The 14,283-nt window shown below is 70.7% G+C and carries 14 protein-coding genes; 6 read left to right on the top strand and 8 right to left on the bottom strand.

Annotated elements, in window-relative coordinates; translation table 11 throughout:
* Positions 1-57 precede the first annotated feature (57 nt).
* Complete coding sequence (locus Ate02nite_RS32665) at positions 58-390, top strand: hypothetical protein (RefSeq protein WP_203811725.1); 333 nt, start codon at positions 58-60, stop codon at positions 388-390.
* Between the two features lie 8 nt (positions 391-398).
* Here Ate02nite_RS32665 and Ate02nite_RS32660 read toward each other — a convergent pair whose 3' ends face one another.
* The 3 genes from Ate02nite_RS32660 to Ate02nite_RS32650 all read right to left on the bottom strand — a co-directional run bounded on the left by Ate02nite_RS32660 (position 399) and on the right by Ate02nite_RS32650 (position 1,893).
* Positions 399-932, bottom strand: a complete 534-nt coding sequence (locus Ate02nite_RS32660; RefSeq protein ID WP_438871282.1) for a GTP-binding protein — start codon at positions 930-932, stop codon at positions 399-401.
* Between the two features lie 197 nt (positions 933-1,129).
* Positions 1,130-1,651 (bottom strand): RNA polymerase sigma factor, encoded by a 522-nt coding sequence (locus Ate02nite_RS32655; RefSeq protein WP_203811724.1) that lies wholly within the window; start codon positions 1,649-1,651, stop codon positions 1,130-1,132.
* Complete coding sequence (locus tag Ate02nite_RS32650) at positions 1,648-1,893, bottom strand: hypothetical protein (protein ID WP_203811723.1); 246 nt, start codon at positions 1,891-1,893, stop codon at positions 1,648-1,650. Before Ate02nite_RS32650 ends, Ate02nite_RS32655 begins: the two co-directional genes overlap by 4 nt.
* 116 nt (positions 1,894-2,009) lie before the next feature.
* Between Ate02nite_RS32650 and Ate02nite_RS32645 the strand changes: the two genes are divergently transcribed.
* The 3 genes from Ate02nite_RS32645 (at position 2,010) to Ate02nite_RS32635 (ending at position 4,434) form a co-directional block, all read left to right on the top strand.
* Complete coding sequence (locus tag Ate02nite_RS32645) at positions 2,010-2,243, top strand: hypothetical protein (RefSeq protein ID WP_203811722.1); 234 nt, start codon at positions 2,010-2,012, stop codon at positions 2,241-2,243.
* Between the two features lie 110 nt (positions 2,244-2,353).
* Positions 2,354-3,313, top strand: coding sequence for a glycoside hydrolase family protein (locus tag Ate02nite_RS32640; protein ID WP_203811721.1), 960 nt, complete (start codon positions 2,354-2,356; stop codon positions 3,311-3,313).
* A 635-nt stretch (positions 3,314-3,948) separates the two neighbouring features.
* Positions 3,949-4,434, top strand: a complete 486-nt coding sequence (locus Ate02nite_RS32635; RefSeq protein WP_203811720.1) for a hypothetical protein — start codon at positions 3,949-3,951, stop codon at positions 4,432-4,434.
* Here the strand turns inward: Ate02nite_RS32635 and Ate02nite_RS32630 are convergent.
* Complete coding sequence (locus Ate02nite_RS32630; RefSeq protein ID WP_203811719.1) at positions 4,417-5,133, bottom strand: phosphatase PAP2 family protein; 717 nt, start codon at positions 5,131-5,133, stop codon at positions 4,417-4,419. The two genes, Ate02nite_RS32635 and Ate02nite_RS32630, sit on opposite strands and share 18 nt — an antisense overlap.
* Before the next feature lie 136 nt (positions 5,134-5,269).
* On the opposite strand from Ate02nite_RS32630, the gene Ate02nite_RS32625 reads away from it, so the two are divergent.
* Together Ate02nite_RS32625 and Ate02nite_RS32620 are read left to right on the top strand one after the other, a co-directional pair.
* Entirely contained in the window at positions 5,270-6,811 is a 1,542-nt protein-coding gene (locus Ate02nite_RS32625; RefSeq protein WP_203811718.1) for an arabinofuranosidase catalytic domain-containing protein, read from the top strand.
* Positions 6,812-7,002: 191 nt separating this feature from the next.
* Complete coding sequence (locus Ate02nite_RS32620) at positions 7,003-7,668, top strand: siderophore-interacting protein (RefSeq protein WP_203811717.1); 666 nt, start codon at positions 7,003-7,005, stop codon at positions 7,666-7,668.
* Between the two features lie 11 nt (positions 7,669-7,679).
* Here the strand turns inward: Ate02nite_RS32620 and Ate02nite_RS32615 are convergent, their stop codons facing one another.
* Genes Ate02nite_RS32615 through Ate02nite_RS32600 form a run of 4 tightly spaced genes read right to left on the bottom strand, consistent with a single transcriptional unit; the run spans position 7,680 to position 14,261 of the window.
* A complete protein-coding gene (locus tag Ate02nite_RS32615) occupies positions 7,680-8,738 on the bottom strand; it encodes a magnesium and cobalt transport protein CorA (protein WP_203811716.1) in 1,059 nt (352 codons plus the stop codon).
* 35 nt (positions 8,739-8,773) lie between these two features.
* Positions 8,774-10,075: an MFS transporter gene (locus tag Ate02nite_RS32610; RefSeq protein WP_239147879.1), complete on the bottom strand. Its 1,302-nt coding sequence runs from the start codon at positions 10,073-10,075 to the stop codon at positions 8,774-8,776.
* Entirely contained in the window at positions 10,072-11,223 is a 1,152-nt protein-coding gene (locus tag Ate02nite_RS32605; protein ID WP_203811715.1) for an aminotransferase-like domain-containing protein, read from the bottom strand. Before Ate02nite_RS32605 ends, Ate02nite_RS32610 begins: the two co-directional genes overlap by 4 nt.
* On the bottom strand, positions 11,223-14,261 hold the full coding sequence (locus Ate02nite_RS32600; RefSeq protein WP_203811714.1) for an ATP-binding protein: 3,039 nt from the start codon (positions 14,259-14,261) through the stop codon (positions 11,223-11,225). The genes Ate02nite_RS32605 and Ate02nite_RS32600 overlap by 1 nt, the downstream gene beginning before the upstream one ends.
* Between the last annotated feature and the right edge of the window lie 22 nt (positions 14,262-14,283).

Here is a 14,283-nt window from a genome sequence, read left to right as displayed (position 1 = left end):
CAGGACTTGGGCGCCCGCAACAATGCGTTGCTGGCGCGGTGGATCTACAGTGACACCATGGCGCGAGATTTCCTCACAGTGTTGCGTGGCTACGAGAAGCGACAGGTCGACACCCTCATCAACTCGGCCGACGCCGCCCTGACCGGCGACGCCGCCCAGCGCGCAGTCGCCCGCGAAGCGTTGCGCACCGCCAAGTTCGAGATCGCGCTGCGCGGCTACGACCGTCTCGAGGTCGACAAGGCGGTGCAGGCGCTGCTGCGCGAACTGGACAGCCTGGCCGCAACCGACGAGTTCCGCACCACACTGGCCTCGGTACTGCGCCTGTCGCAGCCCACCGACCAGCAGATCATCGACGAGGTCCGCCGCCTCCGCGGCGCCGCCGACCGCTGACCTGGTCATCAGCCGGCATAGGCGCCGACCGACGACCGTTGACGGCGAGACACGTACTCCACCAGCTCGATGAGCACGTCCCGGGAGCTCGCCGGCTCGCGTGCGTCGAACAGCACGACCGGAACCCCCGGGTCGAGGTCGAGCGCCCGGCCCACCGCGTCGGCGGCGAAGCGCTGCTCCTCGAAGCAGTTGACCGCCACCACGAACGGCGTGCCCCGCTGCTCGAAGTAGTCGATCGACGGGAAGCAGTCGGCCAGCCGCCGGGTGTCGGCCAGCACCACGGCACCGAGCGCACCCTGCGACAGCTCGTCCCAGAGGAACCAGAAACGGTCCTGCCCGGGCGTGCCGAAGAGGTAGAGCTGCAGGTCCTCGGTGATGGTGATCCGGCCGAAGTCCATCGTCACGGTCGTGGTGGTCTTGCCCTCCACGCCGTCGGCACCTTCGGCGCCGCTGAGGGTTTCCTCGGTCTGTAGTGGGCGGATCTCGCTGACCGAATCGACCATGGTGGTTTTCCCGGCGCCGAAGCCACCGGCAATCAGGATCTTGAGCGCGACCGGGACGCGTGACGCACGCGGCGGGGTTCGTACCGAGGCCGAAGCCCGGGCCGGGGCTGGTGCCGGGAGAGCGTCCTGGGCCAGGGCCTCGATGCGAGCTTCCTCGGCGGGCTCGCGCCGCATCCGGCGCAGCGAGCTCTCGAAACGTGCCGTCATCCGCTGCTGGGTGTCCCGGTCGTCTCGGCTCATCGTTCTCTCCCCTCGCCGCTCTCGTCCTCCAGCAATCTGCGCAGGGCGTGCCGGCCCTCCGCGGCGTAGCTCTTGACCGTGCCTTCACTCAACTGCATGATCGTCGCCGTTTCGCGGATGGTCAGTCCCTTGACGTATCGATAGGTGAGGACGTCCTTCTTCTGGCCGGGCGGCATGCGCTGTAGCGCCGTTCGTACCGCCGCCTCCTCCTGGCCCCGGATGATCTCCTCACAAGGGTCACCATCCGTCCGATCGATCTCGGTGTCCCATGCGTCGGTGGCTACCTCGCGCTGGGCTCGGCGTTGTTCTCGCCACCACTGGTGCTTTGCGACCGTGTAGGCGAAAGCCTTCGGGTTTGTGCCGCGCAGCGTCGGCCACTTCAGCGCCACCGCCAGGAAGGCGTCGTTGACGCACTCCTCGGCGAGTTCGGGCGAGGCGCCCATCCTGATCAGGTAGTTACGCAAGGGGACCGCTTCCTTGCGAAAGAGCGCCACGACCTCTTCGTCGTCGCTCGTCACCGGGCACGGTCCTCCGACCGATCCGGGGCCGCCGGAAACGGCTTTCGGATGATGCGGGTCCGGCCGTCCGGCTCGGTCTCCCAGAGTTCCGCCCCTTCCGGCAACAGCAGGATTGCCTGCGCGGTGCCGAGGTTGCGTGCCTGCTCAAGCTCGACGCGGCGACGGCCGCGCGTGTGCTCCGCCAGAAATTGCCAGACGCCACGGCATCTGGCCGCGACCGGCGTAAGGAAGTTCGCGTCCATGCGGTGTCCTTACCGGTGATGGAGGGATCGGGGACGTACACCTCTATCAAGTCGCCCGGCGGGCGGAGGTTGGGTGCGACGGCCAAGATTTTTCTCGAAGGGCCGGCATCGCGGAAGTGCGCCGGTCCCTCGACACCGCGGGCGCGTTGACCTGGTTTTTCCTGACGCTTGCCGTCGTTGCCCTGTTCGGGTCCATCATGGCCGCGGCCGCGACGTTGCTGTCGCTGCACGGCCGTCATATTCGGGAGGACTTCGCGCAACTCGACGGTCACGCTGTTGTCCCTGATCGCCGCCGGAGCGTCGCTGCTCGTGCACGGATGACCGGTGATTCTCGGAATTGCCTGCACTAATAGGTATTAGCGTCTTGACCGGCGCCGGTGCCGAGGGTGAAGCTTCGACGCATCCCCCCGGCGCCGCCCGTCCCGGTGCCGGATCGCCTCGTCGCGCTGGAGGTTCCCCGATGGAACGACGTGCACTGCTTCGTGGATTTGCTGGAGTTGCCGGCCTGGCTGGTGTCGGCGTGCCTGCTGTTGCGCAGGCCGCCGGGCCGGCCGGCATGCCCACCTACACCTACCTGCGTGACGCGCTCAAGACGCCGCTGCGCTACAACCCGACCGGGGAGTTCATCTTCCCCTGCATCCGCGGCGTCTACGACAAGGTCAGCGGGGCGCGCAGCCGTTACTACCTCTACTACGCGCCGCACGAGAAGCCCGGCGGCATCTGCGTCGCCGGGGCCGACTCGCTCAACGGGCCGTTCTCCGAGTACTCGAACAACCCGGTGATCGACAACGTGCTGCCCAGCACCACCGTCTCGCACGTGTCGTCGCCGCACGTGACCTGGGACGCGGCCACCAAGCAGTTCTTCCTTTACTTCCACGGGGAGAACACCACGACCCGGGTGGCCCGGTCGTCGGACGGGCTGTCGTTCCGCGACGAGACCCCGATCCTCAGCACGCGTCTGGTGCCCGGCCTGACCGAAACCTCGTACGCGCGGGTCTTCGAGCATGTGATTCCGGTCCGGGGCAACAGGTACACGATGGTCTACATGGGAGTGCTGGCCGGCAAGCGCCGCATCTACCACGGCTGGTCGCCGAACGGCTGGGACCAGTGGCAGTTCGCCCAGACCCCACTGGTCAACCCGGAGCCGGACGGCCTCACCGACATCTCCGGGGCGTCCCTGGTGTTCCGCAACAGCACGGTCTATGTGGCCTACCACGGCAACGACGGCAAGATGCGCCTCACCGAGGTCGGCCCCAGCCTCGACCGGGAGGTTCACCTGGGCGTCTTCTACACCCCGACAGCCTCGGACAACGGCCGGGCGGCGGCCCCGTCCTTCGGCACGGACGGCGGCGAGCAGTACATGTTCTACGAGGCCGGCCCCCGCCTGAGCGCCCGCATCTGCATCGCCCGAGCCACCTAGACATCTTTCGCGCTCAAGGTGTTGCGTCCCGCCGCGGGTTTCCAAGGAAACCGCCCTCCCGCGAGGGGCCGGCTTCCTGGAACTAATGCCTTCGCTTGAAAGAGCAAATCCCTTTTCCGTACGCGCGACCCCAGTCCCGTGGCACTCGGTCCCGGTAGGTGCAGCTCACCCTCCGCGCGCCCGCCACGGGCGGTCCCGACCCAAGACCTCAACCCCCACCCGACCCGACCCGACCCGCAGGTAGGCGACGACTCACCCCGCCGACCAGGACAAACACCAGCCCGTTCGACAGTTTGCTCTGCTCACCAATACGCGCTGCAGCGCGCATTGGTGAGCAGAGCAAAGCCTCGGGTTGGGTGTTCGGTTGCGCGAGCGGCGCGGCACGCGCCGGTGTTGCACCCGGGTCGCGCGGTGGCAGCGGTCGGGGGTAGTTGCGGTTGTCTACGGCGTGGCCCGTACCGGCAAAGGGTTTGATTCTCGGGACTCTGGTCCGGAAAGGTCTCTAGCCTCGGCTCTGGGAGGGCTCCGGCCGGCAATGCGGCGGTCGCCGGTACCCGAACCGGTTTGCCTGCGTTCTTGATCAAGGCCTTAGGCCGATAGAGTGCCGTTCTCGGGTCGGGCGGCGGAGGTTGTCGGTGGGGCGAACAGAGCGGGAAGTCTTCCGCTACCGGGTCGATTTCGGCGGCGGGGAACGGGACGTCGTGTCCCTCCTGGAGCCGGAGTGGGTGGACCGGCACGGCCTGCACCCGGAGGCGGTCGTGGCCGTCGTCGGCGCGGAGGATCCGACCCCCGCCGACATCCGGGAGAACGGGCCGTTTCTCCGCCTGCTCTCCCGGGTCATCTTCGAGAATATCGACCACTGCGAGTACGTCCGGCGGGAAGCGGAAATCCAGGTAGCGGGTTTCGTCTACCTGCTCGACGAACGCACCCCGGACCCCGGCGGCCGGGTCGACCAGGCCGACATCGTCGGCGAGGTCGAGGTGCGGAACGGCACGCTGGTCCCCGGCTCCTACCGCCACAACCCGCGGCACCGCCTGTTCACCACGCACGGCTGGTTCGGCCTCCCACCGGAGATCGAGGCGCCGCTGCAGGATCGGCTGCGGTCACTGCGACTTCGGTGAGGTGAGGCGAGGTGAGGTGAGGGCCGCGGCGCCGATGGCGATGGCGATGGCGATGGCCAGCAGGGTGGCGCTGCCGGCCCCGTCCAGGACGTAGTGGTTGCCGGTGGTGAACACGACGGCCGTCATGAGCAGCGGGAACACCCACGCCAACAGTGCCAGCCGGGGATGGGTGGGGCGCAGCGCGGTCCACACCGCGTAGCCGCACCAGGCCGACCACGCCACGTGCATGCTGGGCATGGCGGTGAAGTTGGCCGGGTTCCGCGACGCGGTGCTGCCGAACAGATCGTGCTCGGCGACGATGTCGACGACGCCGGGCAGCGCGAACCGGGGCGGCGACATCGGCACCGCCCAGAAGACCGGCAGCACCAGGAACGTCATCCACAGCAGGGTTCGGCGGACCTGGCGGTAGACCTCGCGGTGCCGCACGTAGACCCACACCAGCGTGCCGAGCAGCACGGCGTAGTACAGGCGATAGGTCAGGACCGCCGGCGGGATCAGCGCCGGATGCTCGACCAGCCACCGGTTCGCGCTCAACTCGATGTTCAGATGCAGGGTGTTCTCGACCGCTTGCAGGTGCCACGCGTTGGCGGTGGCGGCGACCCGGTCGGTGGCGACCACCGCGTGCAGGCGCGAGAAGACCACAAACCCGATCAACACCAAGGCCACTTCAACGAGTACGGAGGGCAGCCGTCGACTCATCGCGTCACGGTAGCCCGCGTCGGTGTTTCTGTTGTCGGGCCCGGGGCTGTGGCATCTACGAGACCGGAAGCCACCCTCCGGTACAGCACGCAGAGAGGACCCGCTCGTGTCCTGGTTCCGAAGAAGCAAAAAGTGGTTGTTCGTAGCGACCCTGACCGTGGCGGTGCCCGCCGCGGTGATCGGGCTGACGACGCCGCCCTCCGAGGCCGCCACCACCCCCGTGCCGAACGGCGTCTACCAGCTGGCCTCCGCCGCCAGCGGCAAGTGCGTTGACGTCACCGGCGCGTCCACCGCCAACAGCGCCCTGCTGATCCAGACCGCCTGCACCGCGACGGCCACCAGCCAGCAGTGGAAGGTCCAGGGTTCCGCCCAGTTCAACCTGGCCAACGGCAACAGCACCCGCTGTATCGACGTGCCCAGCTCGTCCACCGTCTCGGGCACCCAGCTGCAGCAGTACGGCTGCGGCAGCGGCACCAAGGCCAACCAGCTGTGGACGTTCACCGCCTCCACCGCGGCATCCGGCAAATACCTGGTCAAGAGCGTCGCGACCGGCCTGTGCGTCAGCGACAAGGACGGTTCGACCGCGGGCAACAACCCGATCGTCGAGGAGACCTGCTCCGACATCGCCCGGATGCAGTGGTCGTTCAACTACGTCACCGGCCCGACGACCGCACCCACTACCAGCCCGACCAGCGGTACGCCCCGCCCGCCGTGCGACGCCTACGCCGCCGGCGGCACGCCCTGCGTGGCCGCGCACAGCACCGTCCGAGCCCTGTACGCCGCCTACAACGGCAACCTCTACCAGGTGAAACGGGCCTCGGACAGCACCACCAAAAACATCACGCCGCTGACCGCGGGCGGGGTGGCCAACGCAGCCCTGCAGGACACCTTCTGCACCGGCACGACCTGTCTGATCAGCATCATCTACGACCAGTCGGGCCGCGGTAACCACCTCTACCAGGCACCGCCCGGGCACTTCTCCGGACCGGCGGCCGGCGGCTACGACAACCTGGCCGCCGCGACCGCCGCGCCGACCACGGTCAACGGCCACAAGGCGTACGGCGTCTACGTCGTCCCCGGCGTCGGCTACCGCAACAACAGCACGAACGGCATCGCCACCGGCGACAACCCGGAAGGCATGTACGACGTCATCGACGGCACCCACTACAACGGCGGCTGCTGCTTCGACTACGGCAACGCCGAGACCAACTCCGAGGACAACGGCAACGGCACCATGGAGGCCATCTACTTCGGCAACACCACCAAGTGGGGCTCCGGCGCGGGCGACGGCCCGTGGGTCATGGTCGACATGGAGAACGGCGTCTACGGCGGGTCGAAGGCCCAGGACAACACCAACGACCCCACCCTCACCCACCGCTACCTGACCGCCGTCATCAAAGGCAAACCGCACAACTTCGCCATCCGCGCCGGCAACGCCCAGACCGGACCCATCACGACCTACTACAACGGGGTACGCCCCACCGAGTCGGTGCTGGACCCGACGGTCAGCGGTTACGACCCGATGCGTAAGGAAGGCGCCATCATCCTCGGCACCGGCGGCGACAACAGCATCAAGGGCGCCGGCACCTTCTATGAGGGCGCGATGACCAGCGGCTACCCCACCGACGCCGCCGAGAACGAGGTCCAGGCCAACATCGTCGCGGTCGGCTACCGCTGACCGGGCCGGGCTGCCCCGGCATCGGGACGGGGCAGCCTGGCGGGTTTTCGGCATCAGGCGGTGGTTGAACGGTGGCGTCCGGCCGGCGGAAGCACCAAGATCTGGGTGTTGCGTGACGCCACGGCTGAAGAACCTGGAGCGAAACCATTACCGGACTAACCGAACGGCTGGCCGACCTGGCCGGCGGCGTCATGTTCGACACCGCCGACGTCACCGGGTGCGACCGCCTCTCGCCCCAGTTCGTCCGGCTGGAACTGTCGGCCGAGGCGTTCCGGAAGACGACCTGGGTGCCCGGAGCCAAATTGCAGTTCCGGCCCCGGCGCGGTTCTTTGAGCATGCGCACGTACACGCCGATGAGCTGGGATGCCGGCCGGGGCGTGACGTCGCTGCTGGCGTACACGCATGGGACCGGTCCGGGGGCCCAGTGGTTCGAGCGGGTCACGCAAGGCCAGACGTGCGAGGTCTTCGGGCCACGCCGCTCGATCGACCTGCGCGAGGCCACCGGTCCGGTGCTCTTCCTCGGCGACGAGTCAAGCGTCGCCCTCGCCTGCGCGCTGCACACCATCGCCGATGACGCGGCGTACGTCTTCGAGGCGAGCGACCCGGCCGGACTCACCGATGTCCTCGCTCAGCTGGGCATCGCCGAACGGGTCACGGTGGTCGCGAAGTCCGCCGACCGTGCCGATCTGCTCGGCCAGGCCCGCCGCGATGCCGCGCCGACGCCGTACACCCTCGTGGTCACCGGCGACGCGGCGACGGTGCACGCGGTCCGGCGAGACAGCCGGGGGTGGGAGCGAAGCCCCCGCCGAGTGATCGGCAAGGGCTATTGGGCCGAGGGCCGCACCGGCCTCGACTGAGCCGGGGGGCGTCAGAGCCAGCCGGCGCGGCGCAGCAGGCGGTGCAGGACGGTGGCGCTGACGACGATGAGCAGCATGACGATGGGGTAGCCGTAGCGGGCGTTCAGCTCCGGCATGTGGGTGAAGTTCATGCCGTAGATGCCGGCTATCGCGGTCGGCAGCGCGGCGATGGCCGCCCACGAGGCGATCTTGCGCATGTCGTTGTTCTGGTCGACGGTCAGCTGGGTCAGGCGGGCCTGCAGCAGGGTGTTGACCACGTCGTCGAAGGCGACCACCTGCTCCACCGCGGCGCTGTGGTGGTCGGCGGCGTCGCTGAAGTACCGGCGGATCTCCTTGGGCAGGTCGGCGAACTGCTTGCTGACCAGCGCGGCCAGCGGGCGCTGCAGCGGGAGCACGGCCGCCTTGAACTTCATCAGCTGGCGTTTGAGCTGGTAGATCTGCTCGACCGTGACCGGCGTGCCGGGGGCGAACACGGCGGCCTCGGTCAGGTCGAGGTCGGTCTGCATGGCGCCGGCGATGTCGACGTAGACGTCGATCAGCCGGTCCAGGATCGCGTGCACCACCGCCCACGGGCCCTGGGCCAGCATCTCGGGGTCATCGCTGAGGTCGGCGCGCAGCGTGCTGAGTTCCATCACGGTGCCCTGCCGGACGGTGATGACGAAGTGCGGGCCGACCAGGATACGGACGAAACCGGTGCTGACGATCTCGCTGGTCGCGGTGATCCGCTCGTGCTCGACGTACTGCGCGGAGCGGACCACGAAGAAGACCACGTCGTCGAAGCGCTCGACCTTCACCCGCTGTTCGCGGTGCAGGATGTCCTCGACCATCAGCGGGTGCAGCCCGAACACCTCGGCCACCCGGGCCAGCGCGGCCTCGGTGGGTTCGTGCAGGCCGAGCCACACGAACGCGCCGTCCTGGGCCTGAGCCTGCTCATGCAGCCGCGCGAGGTCGGCGGCCGAGCCGGGGCTCTCCACGGCAACCCCGTCGACCATCAGGTCGCAGCCGACGATCGCGGTGTGGTCGGCCCGCCGCCGAACCACCGGCCGGGGAGGCTGCCAGCTGCGTTGCACGTCCGGAGCCTACTTCGGCGGCGTCGCCGGCGGAATCAGACGGGGGCCCTCGTCGGGCGGGCGGTGCGGGAGACGGCGTCCAGCGTGTAGCGGCGCTGCAGCAGGATGGCGACCGTCATCAGGACGGCCGGGACCAGGGCGAAGCCGTAGCGGACCGCGGCCAGCGCGGCGGGGGACTGGGTGCCGGCCACGAACCCGCCCGCGGCCAGGCAGGCCGAGTAGACGTATGGGCCGAGGGCGCCGCCGGTGGCCTCGGCCGCGGTCCACACCCCGGTGTAGCTGCCCGCGCTCGCCTTGCCGGACGCGGCGACGACGTCCGGCACCATCGACAGCGGCATGAGCTGCATGCCGGCGAACGCGACGCCCAGCACCGCCATCGCCCCGATCAGCAGGGGCAGGCCGGCCGCCGCGCCGAACGCCGGGACCAGGCACCCGGCCACGAACCCGGCCTGGGCGGTGAGCAGCGAGCGCTGCTTGCCCCAGCGCCGGGCGACAAGCACCCACAGCGGCGTGGCCAGCACCGCCGGGGCCATGAACGCGGCGACCAGCACCGAGGTGAACGCGGGGCGGCCCAGCTCGTACCGGGCGAAGTACGGCATCGCCGCCAGCACCAGGTTCATCGTGATCGCCATGGTCAGGTACGAACCGGTGAGCCGGCGGAACTGCCGGTCGCGCAGCGCCGCCAGCAGCCGGCCGCGCTGCCCGGGCTCGGTCGGGGCACCCGGTGCGGCCCGGTCGAGGCGGGCGACCCCGGTGATCCCGGCCAGCATCGCCACCAGCATCACCGCGCCGAGCAGGAGCGCCATCCGGGTGTAGCCGTCGTCGCCGGCCAGCAGTGGCGCGGCCACTCCGCTGAGCAGCACCCCGACCGTGATCACGAGGTTGCGGAAGCCCATCAGCCGGGTCCGCTCGTGGTAGCCGATGCCCAGGTCGGCCGGGGTGGCCAGGTAGGAGACCTGGTAGAAGCTGTAGAGCAGGTTGCCGGCGATCAGGGCCACCGCGACCCACGCCGCGGCGGGCACTCCGGTCAGGCCGGGCGGCACCGCGAACAGTGCGACGAAGGCGAGCACCACCGCGCAGCCGGCGAACATCAGTCGCCGGCGGCTGCCGCGGCCGGCCCGGTCGGCGTCGGAGAGCTGCCCGACCGTCGGGTGCAGCACGATGTCGAGGACGTTCGGCAGCAGCAGCGCGAAGCCGGCGATCAGCGGCGGCACGGCCAGCGTGTCGGTCAGGAAGTACAGCAGGAAGATGCCCGGCACGGACACCCAGATGCCCATGCCGACCGAGCCGGCCGCGAACGGGACGATCCCGCGCAGGGGAAGCCGGACGTCGGTCATGCGAAGGCAACCGCCAATCGGCGTACGGCCTCGGTCAGCTCTTGAACTGTGCGGTCGCCGTAGGCGAACCGCAGATGCCGGGCCCACGACGGCCCGAAGTATTCGCCCGGCTGGTAGATCACGCCGGCTGCCACCGCCCGCTGGAACAACGCGGCCGGGTCGATGCCGTCGTCGGTCAGCCGGGGCCAGAGGAACAGCCCGCCCTCGGGGGCCTGGATCTCGAATCGGCCCGGCAGGTGCTCGTGCAACGCGGAAACCAGCACCTCGGCGCGCTCCCGATAGAGGGCGACGGCGTGGCCGACCATCTTGTCGTAGTCGTCGGTGACCACGCGTTCGACGATCGCCTGGGTCACCGACGAGGTGTGCACGTCGAGGCGGTTGCGCAGGCCGATCACCGGATCCACCAGGTGTTCGGGCAGCACCAGCCAGCCCACCCGCAGGCCGGGACCGAGGGTCTTGGTGAAGGTGTTGACGTGGATCACCCGGTCCGAGGCGTTGAGGACCGCGACGCCCTGGTCCTGGCCGGCGAAGCGCAGCTCCCGGTACGGGTTGTCGGCGAGGACGTAGAAGCCGTGCCGCTCGGCCAGCTCGACCAGGGCCTGCCGCTTCGGCGCGGACAGGGTGGCCTGGGCCGGGTTGTGGAAGTCGGGCACGGTGTAGGCGGCCGCGATCCGCGCCCCGGCGGCGATCCGCCCGGCGAGGTGGTCGACGTCGAAGCCGTCGGCGGCCACCGGCACCGGCAGGACCGCCGACGTCGAGACCTCCAGGGCCCACGGGAACCCGGGGAAGGCCGGATCGTCCACCGCGACGGTGGCGCCGCGCTCGACGACGGTCAGCACGGCCAGGGTGAGGCCGTGCATGCCGCCGTTGGTGATCACGATGCGGTGCGGGTCGACGCCCTCCCGCTCGGCGATCCAGTCGCGCAGCGCGGTGAAGCCGTGCGGCGACGAGTACTGCAGGGCGGCGACCGCGGCGTCCGGGTCCTGCCACAGCGCAGCCGAGGCCCGCCCGATCGCCGCCACCGGCAGCGCCTCGGGAGCCGGGAGGCCGCTCAGCAGGCGGATCGTCCCGGGCGGCGGGGTGACCTGGCTGGCCTCGACGAATCCGGCCGGCGCGCTGAGTCCGCGAGCGAGGCTGGTCAGGTCCATCAGAGACTCGCCAGGAACTGCGATGCGCGCCGGGCGAAGAGGTGGGCCTCGCAGGCGGTGGCGTGGTCGCGGGCCCGTTCGGCGGCGGCCCGGACCGCGTCGACCGGTTCACCCTGAGCCTGTGCCAGTCGTGCCCGGAGCAGCATCAGCAGTCCTTCCGCGTAGCGCTGGCCATGGTCCCAGACGGCCTGGTCGGCCCGGTCGAGAGCGTCGGCGGCCCGGTCCGGTGACCCGGCGGCCAGCCACATCTCGGCGATCAGCCCGTAGTGGTAGGCGATGCCCCATTGCGGCGGATCGAGCAGGTCGCCGATGAGTTCCTCGGCCTCGGAGGCGGCGCTCGCATCTTCGTGCAAAACCGCGCGGGCCCAGCACCAACTCTGCCGGATGTAGTGGTCGATCTGGGAGCGGAGCCGATCGAGGCCGGCCGACACCCACCGCTCAGCGGCCCGCCCGGCCAGGGCCGCGTCCCCGGCCATCGACGCGATCATGGTGGTGTAGTAGACCCAGACCGAGGCCGCGTACGGATCACCCGGCGTGTCCCAGGTGTCGACGAAGGCCAGCGCGGCGTCGACATCCCCGTGCAGCGCGGTCATCACGGCCCGCCACCCCGGTCCCTCACCCGGGATGCCGCCGTCCCGCCGCAGCGGCGTGTCCACGTCGTCCGCGGCGACAGAGGGCGAGACGGCGGTTAACGACCGGTACGCCGAACCGATCTGCCCGATGTCCCACTGGTGCAGGCCCCACGCCTCCCGACCGTAGCGCCGGACGGCCGGATCGGCCGAGACCAGCCCCTGCTCGTGCATCCGCCGGGCCAGCGCCCCGCGGCCCTTCTCGATCGAGGTGTACGCCCCCATCAGCCGGATGAACAGGAAGTCGGCCGCCTCCGCCTCCCGCCCGAGGCCGCGAGCCAGGTATTCGGCCCGTTCCAGCAGGTCGAACGTGGAGGCGTCGTATCCGGACTGCCGCCGCACGACGATGGCGAGCAGGGTGAGGGCGGAGAACTCCAGCTCCATCAGCCCGGCCGCCCGGGTGATCTGCACGGCCGACCGCAGCTGCCGGTTGGCCGACTCGAACGCGAGCTTGGCCGCCGCCCGCCGCCCGGCCCGGATCAGCGCCTCCGCGGTGCGCACCGGCTCGGCCAGCGGCCCGGCCGCCCACAGGTGGAAGGCGAGCCGTTCGGCGACCGCCTCGTCGTCGGCGTGGGTCGCTTCCAGGGCGTCCGCCACGTCTACATGCAGCCGGGTGATCCGCTTCTTCGGAGTGGTCTCGGAGACCGACTCACGGACCAGGTCGTGCGCGAAGCGCAGCGCGGACGGGTCCTCCGGCCCCGGTTCGAGCAGCCCGAGCGCCTGCAGCGGCTCGAGGCGGTCCAGGCAGTCGGCGACCGCCACCCCGGTGGCCCGGGACAGCAGCCGCAGGTCGACGTCCCGGCCGATCAGCGCGGCGACCTGCAACAGGTCGCGGGCCCGGTCGTCGAGGCCGGCCATCCGGTGCCGGACCACGTCGCGCACGGTGGCCGGCACCCCGCTGAGCGCGCCGGCCTCGTCGATCAGCCGGGACAGCTCCCGGACGAAGAACGGATTGCCGGCCGTACGGGCGAGAACGGCGCGCGCGACCTCGTCGCCGGGGTCGTGCCCGGCCTCGTGCCGGATCAGTTCGGCCACGTCGACCAGACCGAGCGGCCCGAGCCGGAACCGGCGGTGCCCGGGCAGCCGGCTGGCCGCGGCCAGCACCTGGGCCAGGCCGGAGCCGAGGGTGGGCGCGCGGTCCCGGAGCGCGCCGATGATCGCGGTGCGGGGCGGCAGCCGGCCGGCCAGATGGCTGAACAGCTGCAGCGACGCGACGTCGGCCCACTGCAGGTCGTCCAGGATCAGCAGGGTCGGCCGCTGCGCCGAGGCCTGCCCGACCAGGGCGACCACCTGCTCGAACAGCCGGAACTGGGCGTTGCCGTCGGGAAGCTCCCGGGTGTCGCCGGTCCCCGGCTCGAGGAGGCGGCCGAGCTCCCCGCCGAGCCACTTCTCCCGGGCCGGGCCGGCCAGGCTCTCCACCAGCGTGCCCAGCGCCTGTTCCCACGGCCACATCGACGGGGTGCCGTCACCCTCCAGGCAGGAGCCCCAGACGACCAGGGCGCCGTGCCGGCCGGCCACCGCGGCGGCCTCCGCCAGCAGCCGGGTCTTGCCCACCCCGGGTTCGCCCTCGACGATGCCGATCGCGGTGCGCCCGGCCAGCGCGCTCTCCGCGGTCTGCCGCAGCACGGCGAGCTCCTCGACCCGGCCGACCAGCCCGGTCGCGGCGGACGGCGGAACCACAAGAGGGGCCGGGGGCTGGGTCAGCACCCGCCGGTGCGCCTCGGTCAGCGCCGGGCCCGGGTCGACCCCGAGCTCGTCGGCGAGCCGGTCGCGGATCGTGCGGAACAGCGACAGCGCCTCGGCCTGGCGCCCGGCCGCGCCGAGCAGCCCGACCAGCGCGGCCTGCACCGGTTCGTGGAACGGCCCCATCGACGCGGCCAGCCGCAGCGCCGGGAGCACCCGGTCGGGCCGGCCCATCGACAGGGCGAGGTCGGCCGCCGCCGTGCAGGCGGCGAAGAACTCGTCGTCGATCGAGGCGAACAACCGGTCGGCGAAACCGTCACCGGCCGGGCCGCGCCAGAGGCCGAGCGCTTCCACATAGCGGTCAAGACTGTGGTCGGCGCCGGCCGCGGCGACGTGGGCCCGGAAGTCGACCAGGTCCAGGGTGCCGGGCGCGGCGGTGAACAGATAGGAGTTGCCGCGCCGGTGCAGGAACGAGCCGGTCTCCCGGACCGGCAGCTCCGGTTCGAGAATCCGGCGCAGCGCACCGACGTACTTGTGGATGACGTTGAGCGCGCTGGCCGGGGCGTCCTCGCCCCAGATCAGGTCGATCAGCTCGCTGGTGCTTGTCGGCCGGCCGGCCCGGGCCAGCAGCAGGGCCAGGAGATAGGCCTGCTGCCGGGGGCCGGCATCCAGTTCGGCGCCGTCGCGCCAGAGCCGTAACGGGCCGAGAATGTGAAGGTACGGCACGGCCGCGCAGCCTATCGCGCCT

Origin of the sequence: Paractinoplanes tereljensis (genome assembly GCF_016862435.1) — a bacterium.
Lineage (GTDB): Bacteria > Actinomycetota > Actinomycetes > Mycobacteriales > Micromonosporaceae > Actinoplanes > Actinoplanes tereljensis.
Note: the sequence above shows the minus strand (reverse complement) of the source record. Positions and strands in the feature narration are given on the sequence as shown.

Excerpts from the sequence above, each read along its gene's own strand:
- Ate02nite_RS32665 (WP_203811725.1), top strand. The coding sequence starts at position 58 with ATGGCGCGAGATTTCCTCACAGTGTTGCGTGGCTACGAGAAGCGACAG.
- Ate02nite_RS32630 (WP_203811719.1), bottom strand. The coding sequence starts at position 5,133 with ATGAGTCGACGGCTGCCCTCCGTACTCGTTGAAGTGGCCTTGGTGTTG.
- Ate02nite_RS32620 (WP_203811717.1), top strand. The coding sequence starts at position 7,003 with ATGTTCGACACCGCCGACGTCACCGGGTGCGACCGCCTCTCGCCCCAG.
- Ate02nite_RS32610 (WP_239147879.1), bottom strand. The coding sequence starts at position 10,075 with ATGACCGACGTCCGGCTTCCCCTGCGCGGGATCGTCCCGTTCGCGGCC.
- Ate02nite_RS32640 (WP_203811721.1), top strand. The coding sequence starts at position 2,354 with ATGGAACGACGTGCACTGCTTCGTGGATTTGCTGGAGTTGCCGGCCTG.
- Ate02nite_RS32650 (WP_203811723.1), bottom strand. The coding sequence starts at position 1,893 with ATGGACGCGAACTTCCTTACGCCGGTCGCGGCCAGATGCCGTGGCGTC.
- Ate02nite_RS32605 (WP_203811715.1), bottom strand. The coding sequence starts at position 11,223 with ATGGACCTGACCAGCCTCGCTCGCGGACTCAGCGCGCCGGCCGGATTC.